The 23,688-nt window shown below is 71.1% G+C and carries 19 protein-coding genes, 6 tRNA genes and 1 riboswitch; of the genes, 16 read left to right on the top strand and 9 right to left on the bottom strand.

The genetic code is table 11. The annotated features are described in order from the left end of the window. The first annotated feature begins 63 nt into the window (after positions 1-63). Positions 64-1,830: a thiamine pyrophosphate-dependent enzyme gene (locus KIS93_RS17020; RefSeq protein WP_080036668.1), complete on the top strand. Its 1,767-nt coding sequence runs from the start codon at positions 64-66 to the stop codon at positions 1,828-1,830. A 35-nt stretch (positions 1,831-1,865) separates the two neighbouring features. Here KIS93_RS17020 and KIS93_RS17015 read toward each other — a convergent pair whose 3' ends face one another. Further along, positions 1,866-2,636, bottom strand: a complete 771-nt coding sequence (locus KIS93_RS17015; RefSeq protein WP_080036669.1) for an IclR family transcriptional regulator — start codon at positions 2,634-2,636, stop codon at positions 1,866-1,868. A gap of 79 nt (positions 2,637-2,715) precedes the next feature. Here KIS93_RS17015 and KIS93_RS17010 point away from each other — a divergent pair, with 79 nt between their 5' ends. Continuing rightward, a complete protein-coding gene (locus KIS93_RS17010; protein ID WP_080036670.1) occupies positions 2,716-3,879 on the top strand; it encodes a 4-hydroxybenzoate 3-monooxygenase in 1,164 nt (387 codons plus the stop codon). Positions 3,880-3,951: 72 nt separating this feature from the next. Beyond that, positions 3,952-4,263 carry a DUF6401 family natural product biosynthesis protein gene (locus tag KIS93_RS17005; protein WP_230465969.1) on the top strand — a complete coding sequence of 104 codons (312 nt, stop codon included), beginning with the start codon at positions 3,952-3,954 and terminating at the stop codon, positions 4,261-4,263. Positions 4,264-4,317: 54 nt separating this feature from the next. Here KIS93_RS17005 and KIS93_RS17000 read toward each other — a convergent pair whose 3' ends face one another. After that, positions 4,318-5,100, bottom strand: a complete 783-nt coding sequence (locus KIS93_RS17000; protein WP_186404338.1) for a mechanosensitive ion channel family protein — start codon at positions 5,098-5,100, stop codon at positions 4,318-4,320. 307 nt (positions 5,101-5,407) lie between these two features. Between KIS93_RS17000 and KIS93_RS16995 the strand changes: the two genes are divergently transcribed. Next, on the top strand, positions 5,408-6,070 hold the full coding sequence (locus KIS93_RS16995) for a GNAT family N-acetyltransferase (protein ID WP_080036672.1): 663 nt from the start codon (positions 5,408-5,410) through the stop codon (positions 6,068-6,070). Between the two features lie 86 nt (positions 6,071-6,156). On the opposite strand, the gene KIS93_RS16990 is transcribed toward KIS93_RS16995, so the two are convergent. The 6 genes from KIS93_RS16990 to KIS93_RS67505 form a co-directional block, all read right to left on the bottom strand. Further along, positions 6,157-7,065 carry an alpha/beta fold hydrolase gene (locus tag KIS93_RS16990; RefSeq protein ID WP_080036673.1) on the bottom strand — a complete coding sequence of 303 codons (909 nt, stop codon included), beginning with the start codon at positions 7,063-7,065 and terminating at the stop codon, positions 6,157-6,159. 751 nt (positions 7,066-7,816) lie between these two features. Next, positions 7,817-7,891 (bottom strand) — tRNA-Val (locus KIS93_RS16985). 20 nt (positions 7,892-7,911) lie between these two features. After that, positions 7,912-7,983: transfer RNA gene (locus tag KIS93_RS16980), tRNA-Gly, on the bottom strand. Positions 7,984-8,032: 49 nt separating this feature from the next. Beyond that, positions 8,033-8,103 (bottom strand) — tRNA-Cys (locus KIS93_RS16975). 15 nt (positions 8,104-8,118) lie between these two features. Beyond that, a tRNA-Gly gene (locus tag KIS93_RS16970) sits at positions 8,119-8,190 on the bottom strand. Between the two features lie 102 nt (positions 8,191-8,292). After that, a complete protein-coding gene (locus tag KIS93_RS67505) occupies positions 8,293-11,355 on the bottom strand; it encodes an N-acetylmuramoyl-L-alanine amidase (protein WP_268966933.1) in 3,063 nt (1,020 codons plus the stop codon). A gap of 229 nt (positions 11,356-11,584) precedes the next feature. Here KIS93_RS67505 and KIS93_RS16960 point away from each other — a divergent pair, with 229 nt between their 5' ends. The 9 genes from KIS93_RS16960 (at position 11,585) to KIS93_RS16920 (ending at position 20,716) form a co-directional block, all read left to right on the top strand. Then, positions 11,585-11,860 carry a hypothetical protein gene (locus KIS93_RS16960; RefSeq protein WP_080046456.1) on the top strand — a complete coding sequence of 92 codons (276 nt, stop codon included), beginning with the start codon at positions 11,585-11,587 and terminating at the stop codon, positions 11,858-11,860. 11 nt (positions 11,861-11,871) lie between these two features. Next, positions 11,872-13,692: a glutamine--fructose-6-phosphate transaminase (isomerizing) gene (gene glmS / locus KIS93_RS16955; RefSeq protein ID WP_080036674.1), complete on the top strand. Its 1,821-nt coding sequence runs from the start codon at positions 11,872-11,874 to the stop codon at positions 13,690-13,692. A gap of 34 nt (positions 13,693-13,726) precedes the next feature. Then, complete coding sequence (locus KIS93_RS16950; RefSeq protein WP_335673893.1) at positions 13,727-14,539, top strand: SAM-dependent methyltransferase; 813 nt, start codon at positions 13,727-13,729, stop codon at positions 14,537-14,539. An 87-nt stretch (positions 14,540-14,626) separates the two neighbouring features. Further along, the gene (locus KIS93_RS16945) at positions 14,627-15,658 is read left to right on the top strand and encodes a Bug family tripartite tricarboxylate transporter substrate binding protein (protein WP_080036676.1); all 1,032 of its coding nucleotides are present in this window, start codon (positions 14,627-14,629) and stop codon (positions 15,656-15,658) included. Between the two features lie 4 nt (positions 15,659-15,662). Continuing rightward, positions 15,663-15,858, top strand: a riboswitch (cobalamin riboswitch). A gap of 108 nt (positions 15,859-15,966) precedes the next feature. Beyond that, complete coding sequence (locus tag KIS93_RS16940) at positions 15,967-18,129, top strand: ribonucleoside-diphosphate reductase subunit alpha (protein ID WP_080036677.1); 2,163 nt, start codon at positions 15,967-15,969, stop codon at positions 18,127-18,129. 15 nt (positions 18,130-18,144) lie between these two features. Next, complete coding sequence (locus KIS93_RS16935; protein WP_080036678.1) at positions 18,145-19,140, top strand: ribonucleotide-diphosphate reductase subunit beta; 996 nt, start codon at positions 18,145-18,147, stop codon at positions 19,138-19,140. A 12-nt stretch (positions 19,141-19,152) separates the two neighbouring features. After that, positions 19,153-20,220 carry a mechanosensitive ion channel family protein gene (locus KIS93_RS16930; protein ID WP_155126442.1) on the top strand — a complete coding sequence of 356 codons (1,068 nt, stop codon included), beginning with the start codon at positions 19,153-19,155 and terminating at the stop codon, positions 20,218-20,220. A 215-nt stretch (positions 20,221-20,435) separates the two neighbouring features. Next, positions 20,436-20,511: transfer RNA gene (locus tag KIS93_RS16925), tRNA-Pro, on the top strand. Positions 20,512-20,643: 132 nt separating this feature from the next. Further along, positions 20,644-20,716 (top strand) — tRNA-Leu (locus tag KIS93_RS16920). 37 nt (positions 20,717-20,753) lie between these two features. Here KIS93_RS16920 and KIS93_RS16915 read toward each other — a convergent pair. Beyond that, the gene (locus KIS93_RS16915; protein ID WP_080036679.1) at positions 20,754-21,125 is read right to left on the bottom strand and encodes a hypothetical protein; all 372 of its coding nucleotides are present in this window, start codon (positions 21,123-21,125) and stop codon (positions 20,754-20,756) included. Positions 21,126-21,233: 108 nt separating this feature from the next. On the opposite strand from KIS93_RS16915, the gene KIS93_RS16910 reads away from it, so the two are divergent. From KIS93_RS16910 to KIS93_RS16900, 3 genes are all read left to right on the top strand, one after another. Further along, a complete protein-coding gene (locus KIS93_RS16910) occupies positions 21,234-22,667 on the top strand; it encodes a dihydrolipoyl dehydrogenase family protein (protein ID WP_222107501.1) in 1,434 nt (477 codons plus the stop codon). 16 nt (positions 22,668-22,683) lie between these two features. Beyond that, positions 22,684-23,007 carry a hypothetical protein gene (locus KIS93_RS16905; RefSeq protein WP_080036680.1) on the top strand — a complete coding sequence of 108 codons (324 nt, stop codon included), beginning with the start codon at positions 22,684-22,686 and terminating at the stop codon, positions 23,005-23,007. Positions 23,008-23,237: 230 nt separating this feature from the next. Then, complete coding sequence (locus KIS93_RS16900; protein WP_230465970.1) at positions 23,238-23,678, top strand: VOC family protein; 441 nt, start codon at positions 23,238-23,240, stop codon at positions 23,676-23,678. The last annotated feature ends 10 nt before the right edge of the window (positions 23,679-23,688 follow it).

The raw sequence follows: 23,688 nt of genomic DNA, 5'->3' as shown, positions 1-23,688 counted from the left end.
GAGAAATGTCAATGAATCCCGCTTCCGCGTCTGCGGGCGGGCGAGCGGGGTAGGGCCGCACACATGGCTCGAATCGCATCCGAATCCCTGATCGAACGGCTCGCGGCATGGGGCGTCGACACCGTCTTCGGCCTGCCGGGCGACGGCATCAACGGCATCATGGAGGGGCTGCGGCGCCACCGCGACCGGGTGCGCTTCGTCCTCGTCCACCACGAGGAGGCCGCCGCCTTCATGGCCACCGGCTACGCCAAGGCCACCGGCCGCATCGGCGTCTGCCTGGCCACGTCCGGGCCCGGCGGCATCCACCTGCTGAACGGCCTCTACGACGCCAAGCTCGACCACGTGCCCGTGCTGGCCATCACGGGCATGCAGGAGACGTCCGTGCTGGGCACCGGCTACCAGCAGGAGGTGCACCTGGACAAGCTCTTCGCCGACGTGGCCGAGTACAACATGATGGTCACCAACCCGGCCCAGCTCCCCTCGCTGGTGGACCTGGCCATCCGGACGTCGTACGCGCGGCGCGGCGTCTCCCACCTCACGTTGCCCAACGACATCCAGGTGGCCGAGGCGGGGGCGGACCCGTACAAGAGCGTGGCGCCGGTGCGCGCGCCGCAGACGGCGCCCGTATACCTGCAGCCGTCCGGCGCGCCCCGGCAGGAGGACGTGGAGTGGGCGGCCGAGCTGCTCAACCGGGCCGAGCGGCCCGCCATGCTCGTCGGGCAGGGCGCGCTGCACGCCAGGGAGGAGGTGCTGGCCGTCGCGCAGGCGCTCGGGGCGCCCGTCGTCAAGACGCTGCCGGGCAAGGCGGTCATCCCCGACGACTCGCCGTACACGACGGGCGGTCTCGGCCTGCTCGGCACCCGCCCGAGCGAGGAGCTGATGGACGAGGCGGACGTGCTGTTCATGGTGGGCACGAACTTCCCCTACTCCAAGTTCCTGCCCGAGGTGCGTGACACCCGGGTGGTGCAGTTCGAGGCGGACCCGACCAGGGCGGGCGCGCGGATCGCGACGGACGTGCCGGTGGTGTGCGACGCCAAGGAGGGGCTGCGGGCGCTGCTGCCGCTGCTGCACCCGCGCGAGAACAACGGCCATCTGGCGAAATATCAGAAGATGATGGCCAAGTGGCGCTCCGACATGGAGGCCCTGGAGAACCCCGACCGCGACCCCATCGCCCCGCAGTACGTCATGTCCATCATCGACGAGCTCGCCACCGACGACGCCATCATGACCTGCGACAGCGGCACCATCGCCACCTGGGCGGCCCGCCACTGGACGATCCGCGGCGGGCGCGAGTTCTACCTGTCCGGCACGCTGGCCACGATGGCGCCCGGCCTGCCGTACGCGATCGCCATGCAGCACGCCTACCCCGGCCGCCAGGTCATCGCCTACGTCGGCGACGGCGGCTTCTCGATGCTGATGGCCGAGTTCCTGACGGCGGTGCAGCACCGGCTGCCGGTCAAGGTGATCATCAACAACAACAACTCGCTCGGGCAGATCCTGTGGGAGCAGATGGTCCTCGGCTACCCCGAGCACGGCGTGCGCTACGCGCAGCCCGAGGCCGACTTCTCGGCCTGGGCGCGCTCGTGCGGCGGCTTCGGCGCCAAGGTCACCAAGTCGGAGGACGTGGCCCACGCGATCGGTCAGGCCCTGTCCCACGACGGGCCGGCGCTCGTGGACGTGGACGTCAACCCGAACGAGCCGCCCATGCCCGGCAAGGTCTCCTACGACCAGGCCAAGAGCTTCGCCCAGGCGTTCCTCAAGGGGCAGCCGCACAAGGCGGCCATCGCGACCACCCTCTTCAAGGACCGCATCCAGAAGCTGGGGGACTAGCTCGCCAGCTCAAGCTGGGGGACTGGCTGGCTGGCTCAAGCTGGGGGACTGGCGCGCTGGCTCGCGTACGCGGTGGCGATGCCGGCGGCGGCGGCGCGCAGCGGCTCCACCAGGCGGGGCAGCTCGCGCGCCCGCCGCGACGACAGCACGATGCCGAGCGCCGCCACCGCCCGCCCGTCCACCAGCACCGGCGCCGCCGCCGAGCACGAGCCGAGCGTCATCTCCTCGTACGTCAGCGCGTATCCCTGCGCCCGCACCGCCGCCAGCTCCCTGGCCAGCCGCCCCGGCTCGGTGATCGTGTGCGAGGTGGGCCGTTCGAGCTTGCGCGCCAGGTAGGAGGTGACGAACCAGTCCGGCTCGTACGCCAGCAACGCCTTGCCGACGCCCGTCGGGTGCATCGGCAGCCGGCCGCCGATCCTGGACACGATGGGCACGGCCCGCCGCCCGTACACCTTGTCCACGTACAGCACCTCAAGGCCGTCCCTGACCGCGAGATGCACGTTCTCCCCGGTTGACCCGAACAGCTCCTGAAGCCACGGATGCGCCAGCTCCTGCAGCCGGTTCGGGGCGAGCTGGCCCAGCTCCCACAGCCGCGGCCCGACCCGCAGCCGCCCGTCGGGGGAGCGGCTGAGCGCCTGCCACTCCTCCAGCTCGCCGACCAGCCGGTGCGCCGTGCTCAGCGGCACGCCGCTGCGCGCGGCCAGCTCGGTCAGCGTGAGCTGCGGGCGCGCCGCGTCGAACGCCCCCAAAATGGCCAGGACCTTGGACGTCACCGACCGCCCCGGCTCGCGGGCTCCGCCAGACATGCCGCAATCCTGCACCGTTCTTCCACTCAGCGGAAGAGGGGGCTCGGCCAAATCCCGCTCGAGGCTGGATGCTTCCCTCATGCGAACTCAGGTCGGGATCATCGGGGCAGGCCCCGCTGGACTGCTCTTGTCACACCTGCTCCACCTGCGCGGCATCTCCTCCGTGGTGCTGGAGAAACGCAGCCGTGAGTACGTCGAGCGCCGCGTCCGCGCCGGTGTCCTGGAGCAGGGCACGGTGGACACGCTGGTGGAAGCCGGCGTCGGCGAGCGGATGCTGCGCGAGGGGCTGCCGCACCACGGCATCGAGCTCAGGTACGGCGGCGCGGGCCACCGCATCCCGTTCGAGAAGCTCGTGCCCGGCCGCTCCATCACCGTGTACGGGCAGCAGGAAGTGGTCAAGGACCTGATCGCGGCCCGGCTCGCCGCCGGCGGCGACGTGCGGTTCGAGGTCGAGGACGTGGCCCTGCACTCGCTGGAGTCGCAGCCGTACATCACGTTCGGCGGCGAGCGGCTCGACTGCGACGTCATCGCGGGCTGCGACGGCTTCCACGGAGTCTCCCGGCCGGCGATCCCCGAGGGCGTTCTGAGCGTCTTCGAGCGCGATTATCCCTTCGCCTGGCTCGGCATCCTGGCCCGGGTGGCGCCGTCGTCCGAGGAGCTGATCTACGCCAGGACCGAGCGCGGCTTCGCCCTGCACAGCATGCGCTCGCCCACCGTCAGCCGCTTCTACCTGCAAGTCCCCGCCGACGCCCGGCTCGAGGACTGGACGGACGAGCGCATCTGGGCCGAGCTGCGCACCCGGCTGGAGACCGTGCCCGGCTTCACGCTGGCCACCGGCGAGATCATGGAGCGGGGCATCACGCCGATGCGCGGCTTCGTGGCCGAGCCCATGCAGTACGGGCGGCTCTACCTGGCCGGGGACGCCGCCCACATCGTCCCGCCCACCGGCGCCAAGGGGCTCAACCTGGCCGTGGCCGACGTGCGCGTGCTCACCGAGGCGCTGGCCGCCTACTTCGCGGACGGCTCCACCGGCCTGCTCGACGGGTACTCCGACGCGTGCCTGAAGCGGGTGTGGCGGGCGCAGCACTTCTCGTGGTGGATGACGACGCTGCTGCACACGTTCGAGGAGGACGACCCGTACGCGCGCAAGCTGCAGCTGTCCTACCTCGACTACGTGACCTCCTCGGAGGCGGCGGCCACGACGCTGGCGGAGAACTACGTGGGGTTGCCGTTCGACCGATGACCTCGCGCCCGATGACCACGCGTCCGACGACCATGCGCCCGATGACCTCGCAGGATGCCTTAACCTTGGCGCGTGGTCTTCGAGGAGGGATGGGCGGCTTCGCCCCTGCGCTGGCTCATGCACACCCTGGGCGACGCCCAGCTCGCCCGGATGTCCGGCGACCCGGGGCTGGTGGCGGCGGTCGACCAGCACGCCGCCGTGCTGCGTGACGCCATCCCGCTCGACCGCGAGACGCTGGGCGACTACCTGCTCGGCTTCCTCGACGAGCTGCGCCACCGCGGCTGGGCCTTCACCGGCGAGCCCGACGCGGCTTCGCTGCGGCTGACGGCGGTGTGCTGGCTGACCCGCGAGCTCGACCTCCTGGCCGACGGCCACCCCGCCTGACCGCGCCGTCCCGCTTTGATGCCGGTGGGCGCGGCGGGCGGGGTGGACGGAGGCTCAGCCGGGAGGCAGGTCGGAGCGGTGCGATCCGCCGGGGGACGACGTCCGCATCGGTTCCGTCTCCGCGGTCATGGACCGGGCGTCCTCACGCCCCCGCTGGTACGCCTCCGCGTGCGCCCTGGCCTGCGGCGCCTCCTGCTCGATCCGTCCCAGCCAGCGCTCCCACCGCTGCTGCATGGGCCGCACGAGCCCGCCGCCGATGCCGATCGCCGCGATCGCCCCGATCGTGGCGAGCACCGTGATCAGCACCGGCGTCGTCACGGTGGTGGCCACGCCGATCTGGTTGAGCGCGGCGATGATGCCCAGCGCCCAGATGAACACCGCCGCGGCGGTGCCCACCCAGCGGCCGTACGACAGCCCGCCGAGCATGCCGTCCACGATGTCCTTGACGGCCCTGGCCACCGCCCCGGCCACCACGATGATCACGATGGCCACGAGGGCCTTGGGCAGCCAGCCGACCACGCCGGCCAGCAGTGCCGAGACCGGGTTGGGGCCGAAGACGTTGAAGGCTATCTGCAGGGTGACCAGCAGGATCGCATAGAACACGATCTTCGCGAGCAGGTCGCTGGCGTCGTACTTGCTGCGTTCGAGCCAGCGGCGCACGCCGCTGCGCTCCACCGCGCGGTCGAAGCCGACCCGTTCGAGCACCTTGTCGACGATCTTCTCCAGCGCCTTGGCCACGATCCACCCGATGATCAGGATCACCAGGAACGCGACCAGCCTGGGCACGAACGTCGCTATTTGCCGCCAGGCGTCTGAAAGGCCCTGGCCGATGTTGATGTCCACGGTTTCCCCCTCCGAGGAGCCAATGCATCGGCGCTACCCGCTCCAAAACGGTCTATACACGCACAGAAGCCAAAACTTCGCACAGGGCGACATAACTCTGCCTGCAGCGAAGGCGCAAAGCCGGCCGGCACCCTCCGAAGCGACCGGCCGGACGTGGCGAAGGCCGGCGCGCAGAAGGGAAGGCGGACACGGCCGAGACGACCCTCGAACCGGCGGGCTTTCACCGCCGCACCTGGCCCGGATAACCCCGTTGACGGCTGCCCCGAGCCCCGGCGAGGATGCTCGCCTTGGGGAGGTATCGATGACATTCAAGCTCACGGGGCCCGTGCTCGAAGGCACGCGCGTCCGCCTTGAGCCGCTGGGCCACCAGCACGCCCGCGACCTGGCCGTGGCCGCCGAGGAGGAGCGCGGCGCGTACACGTTCACCTGGGTACCGAGAGGCGACGAGGTCGCCTCGTACATCGACGCGCAGCTCGGGCGGCAGGCGGAGGGCCGGCTCGCACCGTACGCCCAGGTGGACCTGGCGTCGGGCCGCGCGGTCGGCGTCACCGCCTACTGGGACCCGCGCCTGTGGCCGGACGGCGAGCGGCTGCGCGCGGTCGAGATCGGCTTCACCTGGCTCGCCGGCTCCGCGCAGGGCGCCGGGGTGAACACCGAGGCCAAGTTCCTGCTGCTCCGCCACGCCTTCGAGACGTGGGGCGTGGCTCGGGTCGACATGAAGACCGACGCCCGCAACGCCCGCTCCCGGGCCGCGCTGGCGAAGGTCGGCGCGCAGTTCGAGGGGGTGCTGCGCCAGTGGTCGCCGTCGTGGGCACCGGGAGAGGACGGCCTGCTGCGCGACTCGGCGATGTTCTCGATCATCGCCGCGGAGTGGCCGGAACGCCGTGCCCACCTGCTGCGGCTGCTGGAAGGCAAGGCCCCGGACGTGCGCCTGCCCGGCGACGGCGAGCCCGTCCGCCACTGAGGAGGCAGGCGCCGCGGGCACTTCATCAGGCCGCGGTGTGCCCGGAGAAGGCGTGAGCGGCGGTGGGCAGGCGCCGCGGCGCTCCATCAGGCCGTGGTGTGCCGGAGGATGAGGTCGGCGATCCGGCGTGGCAGCCCCGGCGACAGGAACGAGTGCCCCATGCCCGGGATCGTCTCCAACCGCGCTCCCGGGATCTGCCCGGCCACCGCCTCGCCGTGCGGCAGCGGGCGCAGCGGGTCCTCCGTGCCGTGGACGACCAGCGTCGGGGCCTTGATCGAGGAGAGCGGGACCAGCCGGTCGGCCGTCATCACGCGCCCGGCCAGGTCGTGGTTGGCCGCGGCGGCGGGGTCGCGCGCGGCGTCGTAGGACTCCTGCACCAGCCGCCGCGCCGCCTCCTCGTCGAAGGGGAGCACCTCGCCGTTCAGCACCCGCCAGGTCTCCAGGCCGGCGGCCAGGTGCTCCTCGCGGGTGGTGCGCGGCACGGTCGCCGAGCGCATGATGTGATCGAGGAATCGCGCGGCCGGTGGGGGCAGGTCGTCCGGGTCGGGCTCCTGCCCCGACAGGGCCCGCGCCCAGGCGGGGCCGGCGTCCGCGCCCATGGGCCCCGTCATGATCAAGGTGAGCGTCCGCACCCGTTCCGGCCGGTGCACGGCCAGCCACTGCGCGATCGCGCCGCCGAGGGAGGCCCCGGCGATGTGGGCGGCGGGGATGCCGTACGCGTCCAGCACGGCGACGGCGTCGCCGGCCAGGTCGCCCAGCGTGTACGGATGCGCGGCGAAATCGACGCAGTCGGAGCGGCCGGTGTCGCGATGGTCGAAGCGGATGACGTGCCGCCCACCGGACACGAGCCTGTCCACGAGCTCGTCCGGCCAGCCCAGGCCCGGCGTGGAGGTCCCCATGATCAGGAGCACGGCCGGATCGGCCGGATCGCCGAATCGCTCGCTCCACAGTAGCACATTCCCTGACGTGATGAATTTCGCTTCGCGGGCAACCATGGCAATCAATATAGCGAAATTTCTGCATTTAACGACGAAATGCTATTTTTCCCTTTTTGTGGTATAATAGAGTTGTCGGAAAAGGCGGGGTGGCGGGACTTGGCGGTTGATTCCGGAATGTCGCGACTCGCGACACCGTGATGGCATCCGGCCGCGCCACCGGATCCGCTGACATCGCGATGACCTGCGGCGGGCTGCATGGCGGCCACGCCCGCGAGCCCGGTGACGGGATGACGAGGTGGCGCTGTGAACGGGGCCGGCTCGCGCAAGGAACTGCCCGAGCGTGCGGCAGCCGGTGTCCACGAAAATGGTGAGCTCGGGGAATGGCGCAGACGCAGTGCTCGACCGGGCGACGCCATCGAGGAGGCCCGATGGGCCGACAGAGCGAAATGCCACCTTTGCCGCACTGACCAGCCATCGCCCGCCCCATATACCGCTGATGCTGTGAGCTGATCAAAGTCCGCTGGATGACCGTGCCCCGGTGATCCGGGTGACGGACAACCAGGACTGGTGCCGCTGGGGGTCGTCCGTTCCGCCCAGGAGCCACCTGCGGAACGGTCCCTCTTCGTCCTCGACGCCGTTGGAGTCCCTGGAAGGCCCGCCGACGCCTGATCCACAGCGCGCGGAAGTCGTCACGGGTGAGGCGCCTTGCCCAGGAAGGTCAACCCGGAACAACAAGAAGCCCCAGACCCTCGGCATGTGCCGTGAGCTGGGGCTGTGAGTCCGGTTCGACCAGGTCTCACATGGAGTGTGGTGGACGATACTGGGATTGAACCAGTGACCTCTTCCGTGTCAGGGAAGCGCTCTCCCGCTGAGCTAATCGTCCATGTTGAGTTGTGAACTCAGAGCGGAAGACGGGATTCGAACCCGCGACCCTCACCTTGGCAAGGTGATGCTCTACCACTGAGCCACTTCCGCATGGCGCCGCACTTACTTTAGCGGATCCCGGAGGCTCCGCAGATCGCCGAGGTGGAGACGGGATTTGAACCCGTGTAGACGGCTTTGCAGGCCGCTGCCTCGCCTCTCGGCCACTCCACCAGGAGTCTTGCTCCGAGCGGAAGACGGGATTCGAACCCGCGACCCTCACCTTGGCAAGGTGATGCTCTACCACTGAGCCACTTCCGCGTGAGTCTCCGGCGTCGGCGCCGGGCCACGGGAAAACCATATCGTCTCCGGAGAGTGCCTGTGCGCACTGCGCGGGCCGTGGGGGGAAATGGGGAGCGAAATTCAGCCGATCAGGCGCACGTCCTTGGCCATCACGAACATCACCCGGTGCCCGAGCTGGATCTGGTGGTAGCGGGTCCTGCCGGTGGTGGTGACGTGCTTGGCGGGCGAGAAGGCGTTGGCGGCGTAGTAGGAGCCGGTGACGGTGTCACCCACCGTGTACGTCTGGCCAGGCCCGATCCGGTACTTCAGCGGAGTCAGCGGCTGGTACGCGGCCCGCTTGTAGGCGGCTTTCTCCGGGTACGCCCGCCCGTACACCTTCACCTCGCCCGACAGCGGCGTCACCATCGGGCCCTTGGCCGGGATCGCGGTCGGGTTCGAGGCCGGGTTGTGGAACCACGCCTTCTGCCCCAGGTACCAGATCGCCGTCCAGTCGCCCTGCCGGGCCGCGACGGCGAAGCGCTGGCCGGTGGAGGCGCGGGCGCTGTGGTCGTACACGCTGTACGTGCTCGGCTTGCCCGGATGTTTGCCCAGGTCCGTCACCAGGGGAGCGGTCTGGCTCGGCGCCTTGTGCAGCCACACGGTGGACGCCCCGTGCGCCGGGCACGCCTGGGCGGCCTTGGCGGGCACGCAGCCGGTGAAGTGCGGGCGGTTGGACGCGTACGACGGGCGGATGATCACCGAGTCGCCGTTCTTGACCGGCCTGAACGGCCTGCCCATGAGCTCGAAGTAGTGCTCCCAGTCCCAGTACGGGCCCGGGTCCTCGTGCATGCCGGCCACCGTCTGCGGGCTCGTGCCCGGGACGTTGTCGTGGCCGAGAATGTGGGCCCGGTTGAGCGGGATGTGGTGCTTGGCGGCCAGGTACTTCACCAGCCTGGCCGACGACCGGTACATCGCCTCCGTGTACCAGGCGCCGCCCTTCGCCAGGTAACCCTCGTGCTCGATGCCGATCGAACGGGTGTTGATGTCCCAGTTGCCCGCATGCCAGGCGATGTCATTCGTCGGCACATGCTGGGCGACATGTCCGTCCCTGGAGCGGATCGTGTAGTGCCAGCTCACGTACTTCGGGTTGCGGATCAGGCTCGGAATACCCTGGTAACTGCCCTCCGTGTCATGGATGACGATGTAGTCGACCTCGCGCTTGCGGGACAGGTGGTCATGGTTGCCGTAGTCGCGGTCCTTCTTCTTGCCGAAGCGTTTGTACGCGGCGGGCATCCATTCGCAGGTCAAGGAGGAGGGGCACTCAACCTGGCTGGACGTGGACGCCTGCCCCTTCGGCCCGTTCGCCTCGTTCATCCCGTTGCCCCACAGAGCGTCGACGTCCGCCCCGTCCACGAGATCGCCCTCGGCTCCCTCCAAAAGGCCGTACTCCGTCTCGGGCCACCCGTCCATACCGCCCGCCGGATCGTCACCGGCCCACCACCCACCGCCTGCCGAACCACCGGAGCCAGCGTCCGGGGCGATCACGGTGCCTAGGTTGGTGCCGGTGCCAGTGCTGGTGCTGGTGCTGGTGCCGGTGGCGGTGCCGGTGGTGGCGCTGGTGCTGGTTGCGGGCCGCGGGTTCGCCGGTGCGGAGGCGGCGGCGCTTGGCTGCCGGTCGGCTGGTGCAGCGGCGAGGCCAGGCTCCTGGCCGCCGCCGGGTGCGGTCGCGGTGCTGAGCTGCGGGTTCGCCGACGAGGAGGTGACGACATGCGGCTGCTGGCGGGGCGCTGCGGCAGCGTGGCCGAGCGCTGCGGCGGCGTGGCCGGGCGCTGCGATGACGTGGCCGGGTGCTGCGGCGGCGTGGCCGGGTGCTGCGGCGGCGTGGCCGGGTGCTGCGGCGGCGTGGCCGGGTGCTGCGATGGCGTGGCCGGGTGCTGCGATGGCGTGGCCGGGTGCTGCGATGGCGTGGCCGGGTGCTGCGGCGGCGTGGCCGGGTGCTGCGGCGGCGTGGCCAGGCACCTGCTCGCTGGGCGTGCCAGCGCCGGGGCCAGGGTGGGTCCCGGTGCTGGTAGTGGCGCTTGTGCTGGTGCTGGTGGCGGGCTGCCGGTTTGCCGGTGCGGAGGCGGCGGCGCTTGGCGGCCGGACGGCCGGTGCGGCGGCGGAACCAGGCTCCTGCCCGCTGGGCGCGGCGGCGCTGTCGGTGCCCGCGGTGCCGACGTCGGCGGTGCCGGTGCCCGCGGTGCTGGCGTCGGCGGTGGCGGTGCCCGCGGTGCCCGCGTTGGCGGTGCCAGCGGGGGCGGTGGCGATGCCCGCGGTGCCCGCGTCGGTGGTGCCAGCGGGGGCGGTGGCGGGTACCTGGCCGGTGGGTGAGGTTGCCGTGCTGGGAGGGGTGCCTGTCGCGGGCAGGCCGGGCACCGGGTCCAGGCGTACGAGATGGCCGTCGTCGGTGCGGCGCTGGGCGCCTTCGCGCATGACCGCGAACACCTCGTCCGCGAACGCCCGGGACGCCACCGGATCGTCCGTTCCCGCGTACCGGGCGACGGCCGCGTGCCAGTCGGCGGGGTCGGCGCTGGGACGTGACTGGTAGGAGGCGAGGAGGGCGGCGCCGGCGCGGATGTTGGCGGCCGGGTCGGTGCGCAGCCGGTCGGGGTCGACGCCGATCAGGCGGCCGGCCTCGGGCAGGGTGGTGCGGGGCGGCGGCTCCGCCGAGGTGCGCAGCGCGGAGCGGGACAGGGCTTCGGTGAGGGCGGCCGACATGGGCCGGGCGTCATCGCCCCGGGGGTCGCCGAGCGCGTCCCCGAGGGCCGGTTCCCCGGGCGCGGCGGCGTGCCCGTGGGTGCGGACGTCGGCGGGGAACGCGTCCACCAGGTGCATCGGCCCGTAGCCGCCCGCCGTGCTGGGCCGCCCGCCGTTCGCGTCCCACCGTGACTCCAGGTAGGCCACCGCGAGCAGCACGCTCTCCGGGACGCCGTACTCGCGCGCGGCGGCGGCGAAGTCCGCCTGCCGCCCCGCGACGGTGCCCGGCTGCGTGACGGTGCCGGGAGGCAGCCCAAAGGCGCCCGCCGAGGTGACAGCGCCCGCCGAAGCGACAGCGCCCGCCGAAGCGACAGCGCCCGCCGAGGTGACGGTGGGCGAGGGGGACAGGACGCCGGTGGGCGCGGTCAGGACACCGGCGGCCAGGACGACGGCGAGCCAGAGCTGCATGAACATCTCCCCAGGAACGTCACGAGACGACTACTCACCGTAACCATGCCCAGGAAAGGGATGTGTCAGACGGGTCGGATGATACGGATGGGAACCATCGGATCAGCACCGATTCTCATCCTCACTCCAGCCCTGAGCCACGCCCGAACCAACGACCTGGAAGCATTTCCTGCCCGATATCGGGCAGGATGTTGGCGTGTCTCGTTCCAGCGCCGTAGTGTCCTCGTCTGTGTCCACGGCACGGCATCCGTACGAAGATCTCATCGCGCACCTCACGCGGACGAGCCCGCTCGGCCCGGGTGAGGCCGCCCGCGTGGTCGCCGACGTGCTGTCGTACTTCTCGGAGTCCACGGAGGAGTACGTCCGCCGCCGCCACGGCGAGTTGAAGTCCAAGGGCTTCACCAATGACGAGAGCTTTCCCCGGATCGCCGCCGAATTACGGAGCCGGCGGGTAGCGGCTCCAGAGCTGTCGCTGAGGCAGCTACGCAGGATCGTTTACGGATAGAGGAGACCTCGATGTGCGGAATCGTGGCCTACGTCGGCCCCAAGGACGCGGCGCCCATCCTGTTGGAGGGCCTGCAGCGGCTGGAGTACCGGGGCTATGACTCGGCCGGGGTCGTGGTGTCCAACAAGGGCTTGAAGGTGCGCAAGGTCAAGGGCCGGGTGGCGGATCTGGCCAAGGTCGTGCCGGCCAGGTTCAAGGGCGGCCTCGGCATCGGGCACACGCGGTGGGCGACGCACGGCGTGCCGAGCGACGTCAACGCGCACCCGCACCTGTCGGCCGACGAGCGCATCGCGGTCGTCCACAACGGCATCATCGAGAACGCCGGGGAGCTGCGCGCCAAGCTGGAGGCCGACGGCGTGGTGTTCGCCTCCGAGACCGACACCGAGGTGCTGGCGCACCTGATCGCCGCCGCGGTCGACGAGAACGAGTCGCTGGAGGAGGCCGTCAGGAAGACGCTCAAGAGCATCGTCGGCACGTACGGCATCGCGGTGATCGACGCCGAGCGGCCGGGTGAGGTGGTCGTGGCGCGCAACGGCAGCCCGATCGTGCTGGGCATCGGCGAGAAGGAGATGTTCGCCGCCTCCGACGTGGCCGCGCTGGTCCGCTACACCCGCCAGGTCGTGCATCTCGAGGACGGCGAGCTGGCCGTGCTGAAGGCCGACGGCTTCCACACGTTCGCCAGCGACGCGCGCGAGACGGCGAAGGAGCCGCTGACCGTCGACTGGGACGCCGGCCACTACGACACGGGCGGCTACGAGCACTACCTGCTCAAGGAGATCTCCGAGCAGCCGGAGACGATGACCCGCACGATGAGCGGCCGGCTCGACGAGCGTTTCCACGTGGCGCACCTGGGCGGCCTGAACATGGACGCGCGCGAGACCCGCGGCTTCCGCCGGGTGAAGATCATCGGCTGTGGTTCCGCGTACTACTCGGGCCAGATCGGCGCGCAGCTGATCGAGGAGCTGGCGCGCATCCCGTCCGACGCCGAGCCGGCCAGCGAGTTCCGCTACCGCAACCCCGTCGTCGACCCCGACACCCTCTACGTCGCGATCAGCCAGTCGGGCGAGACCTACGACACGCTCGCCGCCGTGCAGGAGCTCAAGCGCAAGGGCGGCCGGGTCATCGGCATCGTCAACGCCGTGGGCAGCGCCATCGCCCGCGAGGTGGACGGCGGCATCTACCTGCACGCGGGGCCGGAGGTCTCGGTCGCCTCGACGAAGGCGTTCACCTCGACGTCGGTGGCGTTCGCGCTGCTCGCGCTGCACCTGGGGCGCGTGCGCGACCTGTCGCCCGCCGACGGGCGGCGCATCGTGGAGGGCCTGCGCAAGCTGCCGGGCCAGATCGAGCAGATCCTGGGGCAGGGCGAGCGGATCGCGGAGCTGGCCAAGAAGTACGCGCCGCACCCGAGCATGATGTTCGTCGGGCGGGTGCGTGGTTACCCGGTGGCCCGCGAGGGCGCGCAGAAGCTCAAGGAGATCTCCTACGTGCACGCCGAGGCGTATCCGGCCAGCGAGCTGAAGCACGGCCCGCTGGCGCTGATCGGCCCCGACATGCCGACGGTCGCGATCGTGCCCGACGACGAGCTGCTCGACAAGAACCTCACGACGCTCGGCGAGATCCGGGCGCGCGGCGGCCAGGTGCTCATGGTGGGGCACCGCGAGCCGGACGCGAAGCTGGCCGACGACGTGATCGTGATCCCGAAGAACGAGATCGAGCTCGACCCGATCCTGCTGACGATCCCGCTGCAGCTGTTCGCCTACCACGCGGCGGTGGCGCTGGGCCGCGATGTGGACAAGCCGCGCAATCTCGCCAAGAGCGTTACGGTGGAATAGCCGAGATTAATTCAGCCACAATCTTCCCAAGGTAGTGTTATCCGGCTGGATACGACATAAATTCGATACTGTGCGGCAGTTCGACCATCAGAGGCCCCATCCCGCACGCATGTACGACTACATGCTCGGCGGGAAGGACAACTTCGCGGTCGATCGCCAGGCCATCGACCAGCTCGCCGAGCTGATCCCGGAGGCGGTCCCGCTGGCCCGCGCGAACCGGGCCTTCCTTCAGCGTGCCGTACGCTACGTCGCCCGCGCCGGGGTCGACCAGTTCCTCGACCTCGGCAGCGGGCTGCCCACCCAGGGCAGCGCGCACGAGGTGGCGCCCGAGGCCAGGGTCGTCTACGTCGACCACGACCCCGTCGTCGCCGCACACGCCACGGCCCTGCTCCGGCACTCGCCGGGCAGGGCCCGTTTCGTCCAGGCGGACCTGCTCGATCCCGAGGAGGTGCTGGCGGGGGCCGGTGAGTTCCTCGATCTCGACCGGCCGGTCGGGGTGCTGCTGGTCTCGATCCTGCACTTCCTGCCGGACGGGGCGGACCCGCAGCGGGCGGTGGCGGTGCTGCGGGAGCGGCTGGCGCCGGGCGGCTACCTGGTGATCTCGCACGCCACGACCCTGGGGAACGTGGAGGACGAGGAGCGGGCCGCCTCCTACCGCCGGGGCGCGTCCGCGAGCGGCGGGACCGACCGGTCGCCGGCGCAGATCAGGGCGTTCTTCGGTGACTGGCCGCTGGAGCCGCCGGGGCTCGTGCAGGCGACCGACTGGCGGCCGGACCGGCCGAAACTGGTGGGGGACTGGTCGTTGCCGTCGTCCTTGATGGCCGGGGTGGCGAGAAAAATCACTTAAGCCGGAAAATCAGTCAAAAGCGCGATAAATGGTGTTGACCGCGACCCCAGTGTAGAGCGTCTTGTAATGGGTTAATAACCTAGAGTAATGGGGGATTCGGGGGAGAAGGACATCGGCCGGCGGCGGTTCCTCGCCTGCGGGCTCGGCGTCGCCGCGTGCGTGGCCGGCTGCGGCACGGAGCGGGCGCGGAACGTGCTGCGTACCGGATTCTCGATCAAGGCGGCGGGGCGGCGCTGGGCGCACGTCGGGCAGGCGTTCGCGGGCGCGGCCCGCGCTGCGGGCTTCGCCGCCGCCGACGGCTCCGCGATCACCGGCGACTCCCGGGGCGGCGGCTCGGGGGCGGGTCACGGCCAGGGGGCCGGCGGCGGTTTCGCCATCACGGTGAGCGGGCTGCCCGCGCTGGCCGCCGCCGAGCTGAACAACGGCCAGAGCCTGCTCGACACCGCCACCCCCCTCGCCAGGCTGAGCGGCCAGGTCGAGGTGGTGGTCGTGCCCGCCCGCTCGCCCGTCCAGGACTTCGACGACTTCGGCGCCCGCCTGCTCGCCGACCCCGGCCGCACGCTGCTGGCGGGCGGCCCGCAGGGCGAGCCGGACCACCTGCTGTTCGGCCTGGTCGCCCGGGCGATCGGCGCCGACGGCAGGCGCGTCGACTACACCGGCTACCCGAGCCTGGCCGAGGTCGCCTCGGCGCTGCTGGCGGGCAAGGCCGTCGCGGCGGCGGGCCCGCTGGCCGGCTGGCGCGCCGCGATCGGCCGCGGCCGGGTCAGGGCGCTGGCGATCTCCTCGGCCCAGCGCGTGCCCGACCTCGACGTGCCGACGCTGCTGGAGTGCGGCGTGCGGGTGGACTTCGCCGACTGGACGGCCGCGTTCGGCCCCGAGGACATGCCGGACGAGAGCCGCGAGCCGGCCGTCCGCATGTGCGAGAAGGTCATCCGGTCGGGCGCGTGGGAGGCGGCCTGCCTGGCCGCCGGCTGGCTGCCGATCCCGCTGTCGGGCGACGATTTCGCCCGCTGGCTCGGCACCGAGATCGCCCGCACGCGGGCCGTACTGCGTGATCTTGGCTTGCTCGACAGCACGAAAGCCACAACATGCTGGGGTAGTTGCGGGAACGGCCACTAGATGTAGGATCCTGCTCGTCGCTGGTTCGCCTCGCAGGAGGCGAAGCAAGAGGGAACCCGGTGCGATTCCGGGGCTGCCCCGCAGCGGTGAGCGGGAACGACCGCCGTCACACGCACTGGAGAGATCCGGGAAGCGACGGCCAGTAGGTGCCATCGAGCGTGCCCGCGAGCCCGAAGACCTGCCAGCGGCATGCCGGGGTGCGCCCGGCATGAAGTGTTCAGGGTCTCGAGGGTGGGCCGGAGCGCGACGCGGCACGACGACGGGTGCTGCCGTGCTCTCGCATGCCCTCACGGGGATGAGGAGCGAACGTGACGCAGATCGTCGAGGTTGACCGCCGCCTGGCCATCGAGGAGGCGGCCGCGCGGGTGATCGCCGACCCGGCCAACTCGCGGGTCGCCGCCCGGTTGCTGGCCGAGGAGATCGCCGACGAGGCCGCCGGGCACGGCGTGCGCTCGTTCTCCGAGTCGGTGGCGGCCACCCACGCGGCCGGGCTGATCCAGGACGGGCTGGCCGAGTTCGTCGCCGCCCACGCCGCCGAGCTGGACGCGCTGATCAGCGAGGAGGCCGACGGCCGGTTCGAGTACTTCGGGCTGCGCACGGTCTACGACCGCTACCTGCTGCGCCACCCCGAGACGCGCAAGGTGCTGGAGCGGCCGCAGCACTTCTTCCTCCGCGTGGCCTGCGGCCTGTCGGAGAGCGTCGCCGAGGCGGCCGAGCTGTACGGGCTCATGTCGTCGCTGGCGTACCTGCCCAGCTCGCCCACCCTGTTCAACTCGGGCGCGCGCCGCCCGCAGCTGTCGTCCTGCTTCCTGCTCGACTCGCCGCGCGACGAGCTGGAGGGGATCTACGACCGGTACGGGCAGGTCGCCCGCCTGTCCAAGTACGCCGGCGGCATCGGCATCTCCTGGACCCGGGTCCGCTCGCGCGGCTCCCTCATCAGGGGCACGAACGGCCACTCCAACGGCATCGTGCCCTGGCTGCGCACGCTCGACTCGTCCGTGGCGGCGGTCAACCAGGGCGGCCGGCGCAAGGGCGCGGCCTGCGTCTACCTGGAGACCTGGCACGCCGACATCGAGGAGTTCCTGGAGCTGCGGGACAACACCGGCGAGGACGCCCGCCGCACCCACAACCTGAACCTGGCCAACTGGGTGCCCGACGAGTTCATGCGCCGGGTGGAGGCCGACGAGATGTGGTCGCTGTTCGACCCGAAGGAGACGCCCGACCTCACCGACCTGTACGGGACGGAGTTCGACGCGAGATATCGCGCTTACGAGGCCGCTGGGCGATATGTCAGGCAGATCCCGGCCCGCACCCTCTACGGCCGGATGATGCGCACGCTCGCCCAGACCGGCAACGGCTGGATGACGTTCAAGGACGCCGCCAACCGCACCTCCAACCAGACCGCCCGCCCCGGCAACGTCATCCACCTGTCGAACCTCTGCACAGAGATCCTGGAGGTCACCAGCGACGCCGAGACCGCGGTCTGCAACCTCGGCTCGATCAACCTGGCCGCCCACCTGGCCGACGGCGACGTGGATTGGCAACGGCTGCGCGGCACCGTCCGCACCGCCGTCCGCTTCCTCGACCGCACCATCGACCTCGGCTTCTACCCGACGCCCGAGGCCGAGGCGGCCAACCGGCGCTGGCGGCCCATCGGGCTCGGGCTGATGGGGCTGGCCGACGTGTTCTTCACGCTGCGGCTGCCGTTCGACTCGCCGCGGGCACTGGAGCTGTCCACCAGGATCTCCGAGGAGATCGCGCTGGCGGCGTACGACACCTCGGCCGACCTCGCCGCCGAGCGCGGCCGGCACCCGTCGTACGACGAGACCCGCGCCGCGGCGGGCGTCCTGCACCCCGACCACTACGGCGCGGGCACGACCGGACGGTGGGACGCGCTGCGGGAGAAGATCGCCCGCACCGGCCTGCGCAACTCCCTCATGATCGCCATCGCGCCGACGGCCACGATCGCCTCCATCGCCGGCTGCTACGAGTGCATCGAGCCGCAGGTGTCCAACGTGTTCAAGCGCGAGACCCTGTCGGGCGAGTTCCTCCAGGTCAACCGCTACCTGGTGGCCGACCTCCAGGCCCGCGGCCTGTGGACGCAGCAGCTGCGCGACGACCTCAAGCGCGCCGACGGCTCGGTGCAGCAGCTCCCCGGCGTCCCCGACGACCTCAAGCTGCTCTACCGCACGGCCTGGGAGCTGCCGCAGAAGGCGCTTATCGACCTGGCCGCCGCGCGCCAGCCGTACATCGACCAGTCGCAGTCGCTCAACCTCTTCATGGCCAGCCCGACCATCGGCAAGCTCTCCTCGATGTACGCCTACGCGTGGAAGCAGGGCCTGAAGACCACCTACTACCTGCGCTCCCGCCCCGCCACCCGCATCGCGCAGACCACGGTGTCCACCCTTTCCGAGGCGGAGACCCTGGCCTGCTCCCTGGAGAACCCCGAGACCTGCGAAGCCTGCCAGTAAAGGAGTTTCACCCCCATGCTGCTCGACCCCGGAATGGACCTCACCCTCCGGCCCATGCGGTACCCGGACTTCTACGAGCGCTACCGCGCCGCGATCCGCAACACGTGGACCGTCGAGGAGGTGGACCTGCACAACGACCTCGCCGACCTGGCCAGGATGACGCCGCAGGAGCGGCACCTGATCAACCGGCTGGTCGCGTTCTTCGCCACCGGCGACTCCATCGTGGCCAACAACCTCGTGCTCAACCTCTACCAGCACGTCAACGCCCCCGAAGCGCGCCTCTACCTCAGCAGGCAGCTGTTCGAGGAGGCCGTGCACGTGCAGTTCTACCTGACGCTGCTCGACACGTACCTGCCGGACCCGGACGAGCGGGTCAAGGCGTTCGCCGCGATCGAGCACATCCCGTCGATCCGGGACAAGGCCGAGTTCTGCTTCAAGTGGATCGACTCCATCGAGAGCCTGAAGCGGCTGGAGACCGCCGAGCAGCGCCGCCAGTTCCTGCTCAACCTGATCTGCTTCGCCGCCTGCATCGAGGGCCTGTTCTTCTACGGCGCCTTCGCCTACGTCTACTGGTTCCGCTCCCGCGGCCTGCTCGGCGGCCTGGCCACCGGCACCAACTGGGTGTTCCGGGACGAGTCCATGCACATGGAGTTCGCGTTCAGCGTCGTGGACACCGTGCGGGCCGAGGAGCCGTCGCTGTTCGACGACGAGCTCGGCAAGCAGGTGACGCTGATGCTGGAGGAGGCGGTGGCCGCCGAGCTGGCCTTCGCCGAGGATCTGTGCGGCGCGGGCATGCCCGGCATGAGCGTGGACCAGATGCGCCAGTATCTGGAGTACGTGGCCGACCAGCGCCTGGTCAGGCTGGGTATGCCCAGGCGGTACGGCTCGGCGAACCCGTTCGCGTTCATGGAGCTGCAGGACGTGCAGGAGCTGGCCAATTTCTTCGAACGTCGCGTTTCCGCGTATCAAGTGGCTGTTGAGGGAAATGTGACCTTTGACGAGACGTTCTAAGACATTGGGGGCATGAGCGTGCAGTCTCCGGCTGACTGGCCGATCCTCGTCATCTCGGTGGTGGGAGCCGTTCTCCTGGTCGAGCTGTCCAGGAGGGTCCTCACCAGGGTGGGCCGGAAATGGGCGCTCGCCCGCCACCTGGTGGAGCACTGTACGTGGCCCGCCTTCGCGGTGGCCGCCGTGCTGGCGTTCAACCTCGTCTTCGGGCCCGGCATGTTCGGCGGCTCGCCCAGCGAGAAGAGCGTGGCCGGCAGCGTCGAGCGGGTGCTCGGGCTGGCCTCGATCGCCGCGGTGACCTGGCTCGTCGTGCAGGCCACGTACGCGCTGACCGACGTCATCCTCGAACGGCTCGTGCTGGTCGAAGGGGAGCGCAACCGGCGCGCGCGGCGGATCATGACGCAGATCGCGCTGGTCCGCCGCGTCGCCGCCGCCGTCATCATCGTGATCGCGGTCGGCGCCATGCTCTTCTCCTTCCCGCAGGTCCGCGCGCTCGGCGCCGGACTGCTCGCCTCGGCCGGCATCGCCGGCGCCATCGTCGGCATCGCCGCCCAGCCCACCATCGGCAACATGCTCGCCGGCCTGCAACTCGCCTTCAGCGACGCGCTGCGCCTCGACGACGTGGTCGTGGTGGAGAACGAGTGGGGCCGCATCGAGGAGCTCACGCTCACGTACGTGGTGGTCCGCCTGTGGGACGAGCGCCGCCTCGTGCTGCCCGTCTCCTACTTCACCCAGAACCCGTTCGAGAACTGGACCCGCCACGGCAGCCGCGTCCTGGCCGTCTGCCTGCTGCGCGTCGACTGGTCGGTCCCCGTGCCGAAGCTGCGCGACGCCCTCTACGAGTTCCTCCAGGGCAACCCGCTGTGGGACCAGAAGGACTGGACCCTCCAGGTCACCGACGTGCTGCCGAACGGCCTGGTCGAGCTGCGCGCCCTCATGAGCGCCGCCGACTCGCCGTCCTCCTGGGACCTCAAGTGCGACGTACGCGAATTCCTGGTCAATTTCATCCGCGACAACTACCCCGACTCGCTGCCCCGCTTCCGCGTCGACACCCCGGAAAGCCGCGTCGGCGCCGGCGAATAAATAAGTGGCACGGAGCCGATCACCGGCCTACCGTGGACATCGTCCAGGAAAACGAAAAGGAAAGGCGGCGACGTGCACACCCAGACCCTGCCACGACCCAGCGCCGCCACCCTGCCCGAGCTGCGGCGAAGGCTTTCCGGCTGACCCACACACGGGTTCGCGGGAAAGCCGTCTCGACCACTTCGAGGCGGCTTCTTCATTTCCCCTTCCACCAGCCGAGTGTGGGGCAGCTTGGTCAGCCCGCCTGCCTTGGGAGCAGGAGCACCGCAGGTTCGAATCCTGCCACTCGGACCCCATTGTGAAAAGACGGCGGCCCTGAAAGGAAAGGGCCGCGGGCCACGGCCTGGCCGGCGGGAATGGCGCCCCCGGCCGGACCCGGCCCACGCCCCGGGCCGGCCCACGCCAGCCAGGCCCGGGGCCCAAGCCGCTCTGGCCCAACGGCAGAGGCGCCGCCTTCAGGAGGCGGAGGTTCAGGGTTCGAATCCCTGGAGCGGCACGTCAGTGCTTCGACGCCGTGCCGCGGTCGTGGCGGTTCATGGCGTCACACAGGGCCGCGCCGCGATGTCCGACAGCAGGTCGAGCACCGCGACGCCGAGCGTCATCGACGACGGAGGGGCGTCGGCTCGCCGGCCGGTGACCGCGTCGAGCACCGGGCGGCTGCCGTCGCTCAGCGGGAGCAGTTGGTAGAGCAACTGGTGCAGCCCGGAATACTCCAGCTCGACCTCGACCCCGGTGATCCGGATGACGAGGTGGCCGTCCCGGACGGCCAGCTCCGCCGCTTCCTCCAGCAGCGCACTCTTGCCCACGCCCGCCTCGTCCCGCACGACGAGCACCCGGGAGACACGGGCCTGTGCCGGGTGCGGCGCTCGCGGCCAGGCGTTGCCCACCTCCGCCAGGCGTCGCACGACTCACCGTCAGATGACGGATGTGCGCGATCAGGGGCGCGGCCGACAGTGGGAGCGCCCCCATGGGGGACGGCGGACCGCCGCCTTCCCGTCCACATTGGAGATCCTGTGCGCATTTTCGACGTCGTCGTCATCGGCGCCGGACCGGTCGGCGAGAACGTCGCCGACCGGACGGCCGCCGCCGGGCTGGACACCGTCATCGTGGAAGCCGAGCTGGTCGGCGGAGAGTGCTCCTATTGGGCGTGCGAGCCCAGCAAGGCGCTGCTCCGGCCGGTCCTGCTGCACGCGGAGGCCCGCGACATGCCCGGCATCGACCCTGGCCCGCTGGACGTCGAAGCCGTCCTGCGGCACCGCGACCGGATGTCCAGCGGCTGGGACGACCGACCGCAGGTGCGGTGGCTGGAGCAGGCGGGCATCACCCTGATCCGCGGGCATGCGCGGCTGTCCGGGCCGCGGATGGTGGAGGTGACCGGTGCGGACGGCGAGACCCTGCGGCTGGCGGCCCGGCACGCCGTGGCCGTCTGCACCGGAAGCCGCCCCGCCCTGCCCCCGCTGCCCGGTCTAGCCGCCCTGCGGCCCTGGACCAGCCGCGAAGCCACCAGCGCGACCCGGGTCCCGCCCCGGCTGGCCGTCGTCGGCGGGGGCGTCGTCGCCGTCGAGATGGCCACCGCCTGGCAGGCCCTCGGCTCCCAGGTCACCCTCCTCGTCCGGGAGTCGGGGCTGCTTCCCCGGATGGAACGCTTCGCCGCCGACCTCGTCGCCGACGCGCTCCGCGCCTCGGGCGTCGACCTGCGCCTCGACACGACCCTCACCGCCGCGACCCGCGACACCGACGTCCGGCTCACCCTGTCGGACGGGCAGGTGCTGCATGCCGACGAGCTCCTGCTCGCGACCGGCCGGGCTCCCCGCACCGACGACCTCGGCCTGGAGACCGTCGGCCTGCGCCCCGGCAGCCGGCTGCCCTGCGACGACACCTACACCGTGCCCGGCGTCCCCGGCGACTGGCTGTACGCCGTCGGCGACGTCAACGAGCGCGCCCTCCTCACCCACCAGGGCAAGTATCAGGCGAGGATCGCCGGTACGGTCATCGCCGACCGGGCCCGCGACCAGCCCCTCGACCGCGGCCCGTGGAGCCGCCACACCGGAACGGCCGACCAGGTCGCCGTCCCCCAGGTCCTCTTCGCCGACCCCGAGATCGCCTGCGTCGGCCTCACCACCGCCGACGCCGCGCGGCTGGGCAGGGAGGCGGACGTCGTCGACTACGACCTCGGCCTCGTCGCCGGCGCCCACCAGCACAGCCCCGCTTACCGGGGCCGGGCCCGCATCCTCCTCGATCCCGCCCGCGGCACCCTCCTGGGCGCCACCTTCGCCGGCCGCGGCGTCGCCGAGCTGCTGCAGTCCGCGACGTTCGCCATCACCGGCGAGATCCCGCTGGAGCGCCTCTGGCACGCCGTCCCGGCCTTCCCGACGCTCAGCGAGGTCTGGCTCCGCCTCCTCGAAACCCATCGGGACACCGCCGTCCCGCTGCGCAGCGGGCGCTGAGAACGGGAGCACGAACATGGAGTGGTTCTTCCTGCCGTGGACCTTCATGGCCTACCTGACCGCAGGCTTCGACCCGGCCGCCCCGCCCCGGACCGAACGGCACGGGTACGAGCCTCCCGGACCCGCGGAGAAGTGGATGATCGAGACCGCCTATGAGACGGTCGCGGCCGAGAACCGCTGCACACGATGCGGCGCCCCCCTGGGCCGTCCCCGTCTCCGGGCGGACGCCTGGCCCGTCCGGGTCGCCGCCCGCTGCCGCGGCACCGCCCGCCACCGCCACCGCGCCGCCGTCTTCCGCACCCCGGACGGCCTCCACACCCACCCTCTCGTCCGCGCCTAGGCGAGTCCGCCGCCACCCGTCTCGGGGCTGCCGTGAATGACCGTCAAATGACGGATGTGACGGACGCTCCCGCGGTCGAGAGTGGTCACGTCAGGAGGACCGCCGGGATCCGCGTACGAGGCCACCCGGCACGCGGTCGCCGGCCCGATCAAGACCGCGGGCCCCGAAAACCCCGCACCGGGCGCGCCGCCCGCCGGAACACTCACGCAGAAAGCGAGAAGCACATGGACATGAAGCTCGAAGTCGTCGTCCTGCCCGTCTCCGACGTCGACCGCGCCAAGGACTTCTACACCCGGCAGCTCGGCTTCCGCCTCGACGCCGACTTCCCGATCAACGACGGCTACCGGATCGTGCAGGTCACCCCGCCCGGCTCGGCGTGCTCGATCATCTTCGGCGACGGTGTCTCCGACTCCGCGCCCGGCTCGGCCGAGGGGCTGCACCTGATCGTGGCGGACATCGAGCAGGCCGTGAAGGAGCTGGTCGGCCGGGGCGTCGAGGTCACCGAGCCGTTCCACGACGCCACCGGCGCCTTCCACCACGCCGGCGGGCGCGAGCGGGTCTCCGGCGCGCACCCGCAGCGGGCCAGTTACGGGTCCTTCGCCGCGTTCGCCGACCCTGACGGCAACGGCTGGATCCTCCAGGAGATCACGGTACGGGCGCCGGGCCGCTGACTCACACCGG

The sequence above is a fragment of the [Actinomadura] parvosata subsp. kistnae genome (assembly GCF_900323885.1).
Lineage (GTDB): Bacteria > Actinomycetota > Actinomycetes > Streptosporangiales > Streptosporangiaceae > Nonomuraea > Nonomuraea composti.
This window is presented reverse-complemented; position numbering and strand designations above follow the sequence as displayed.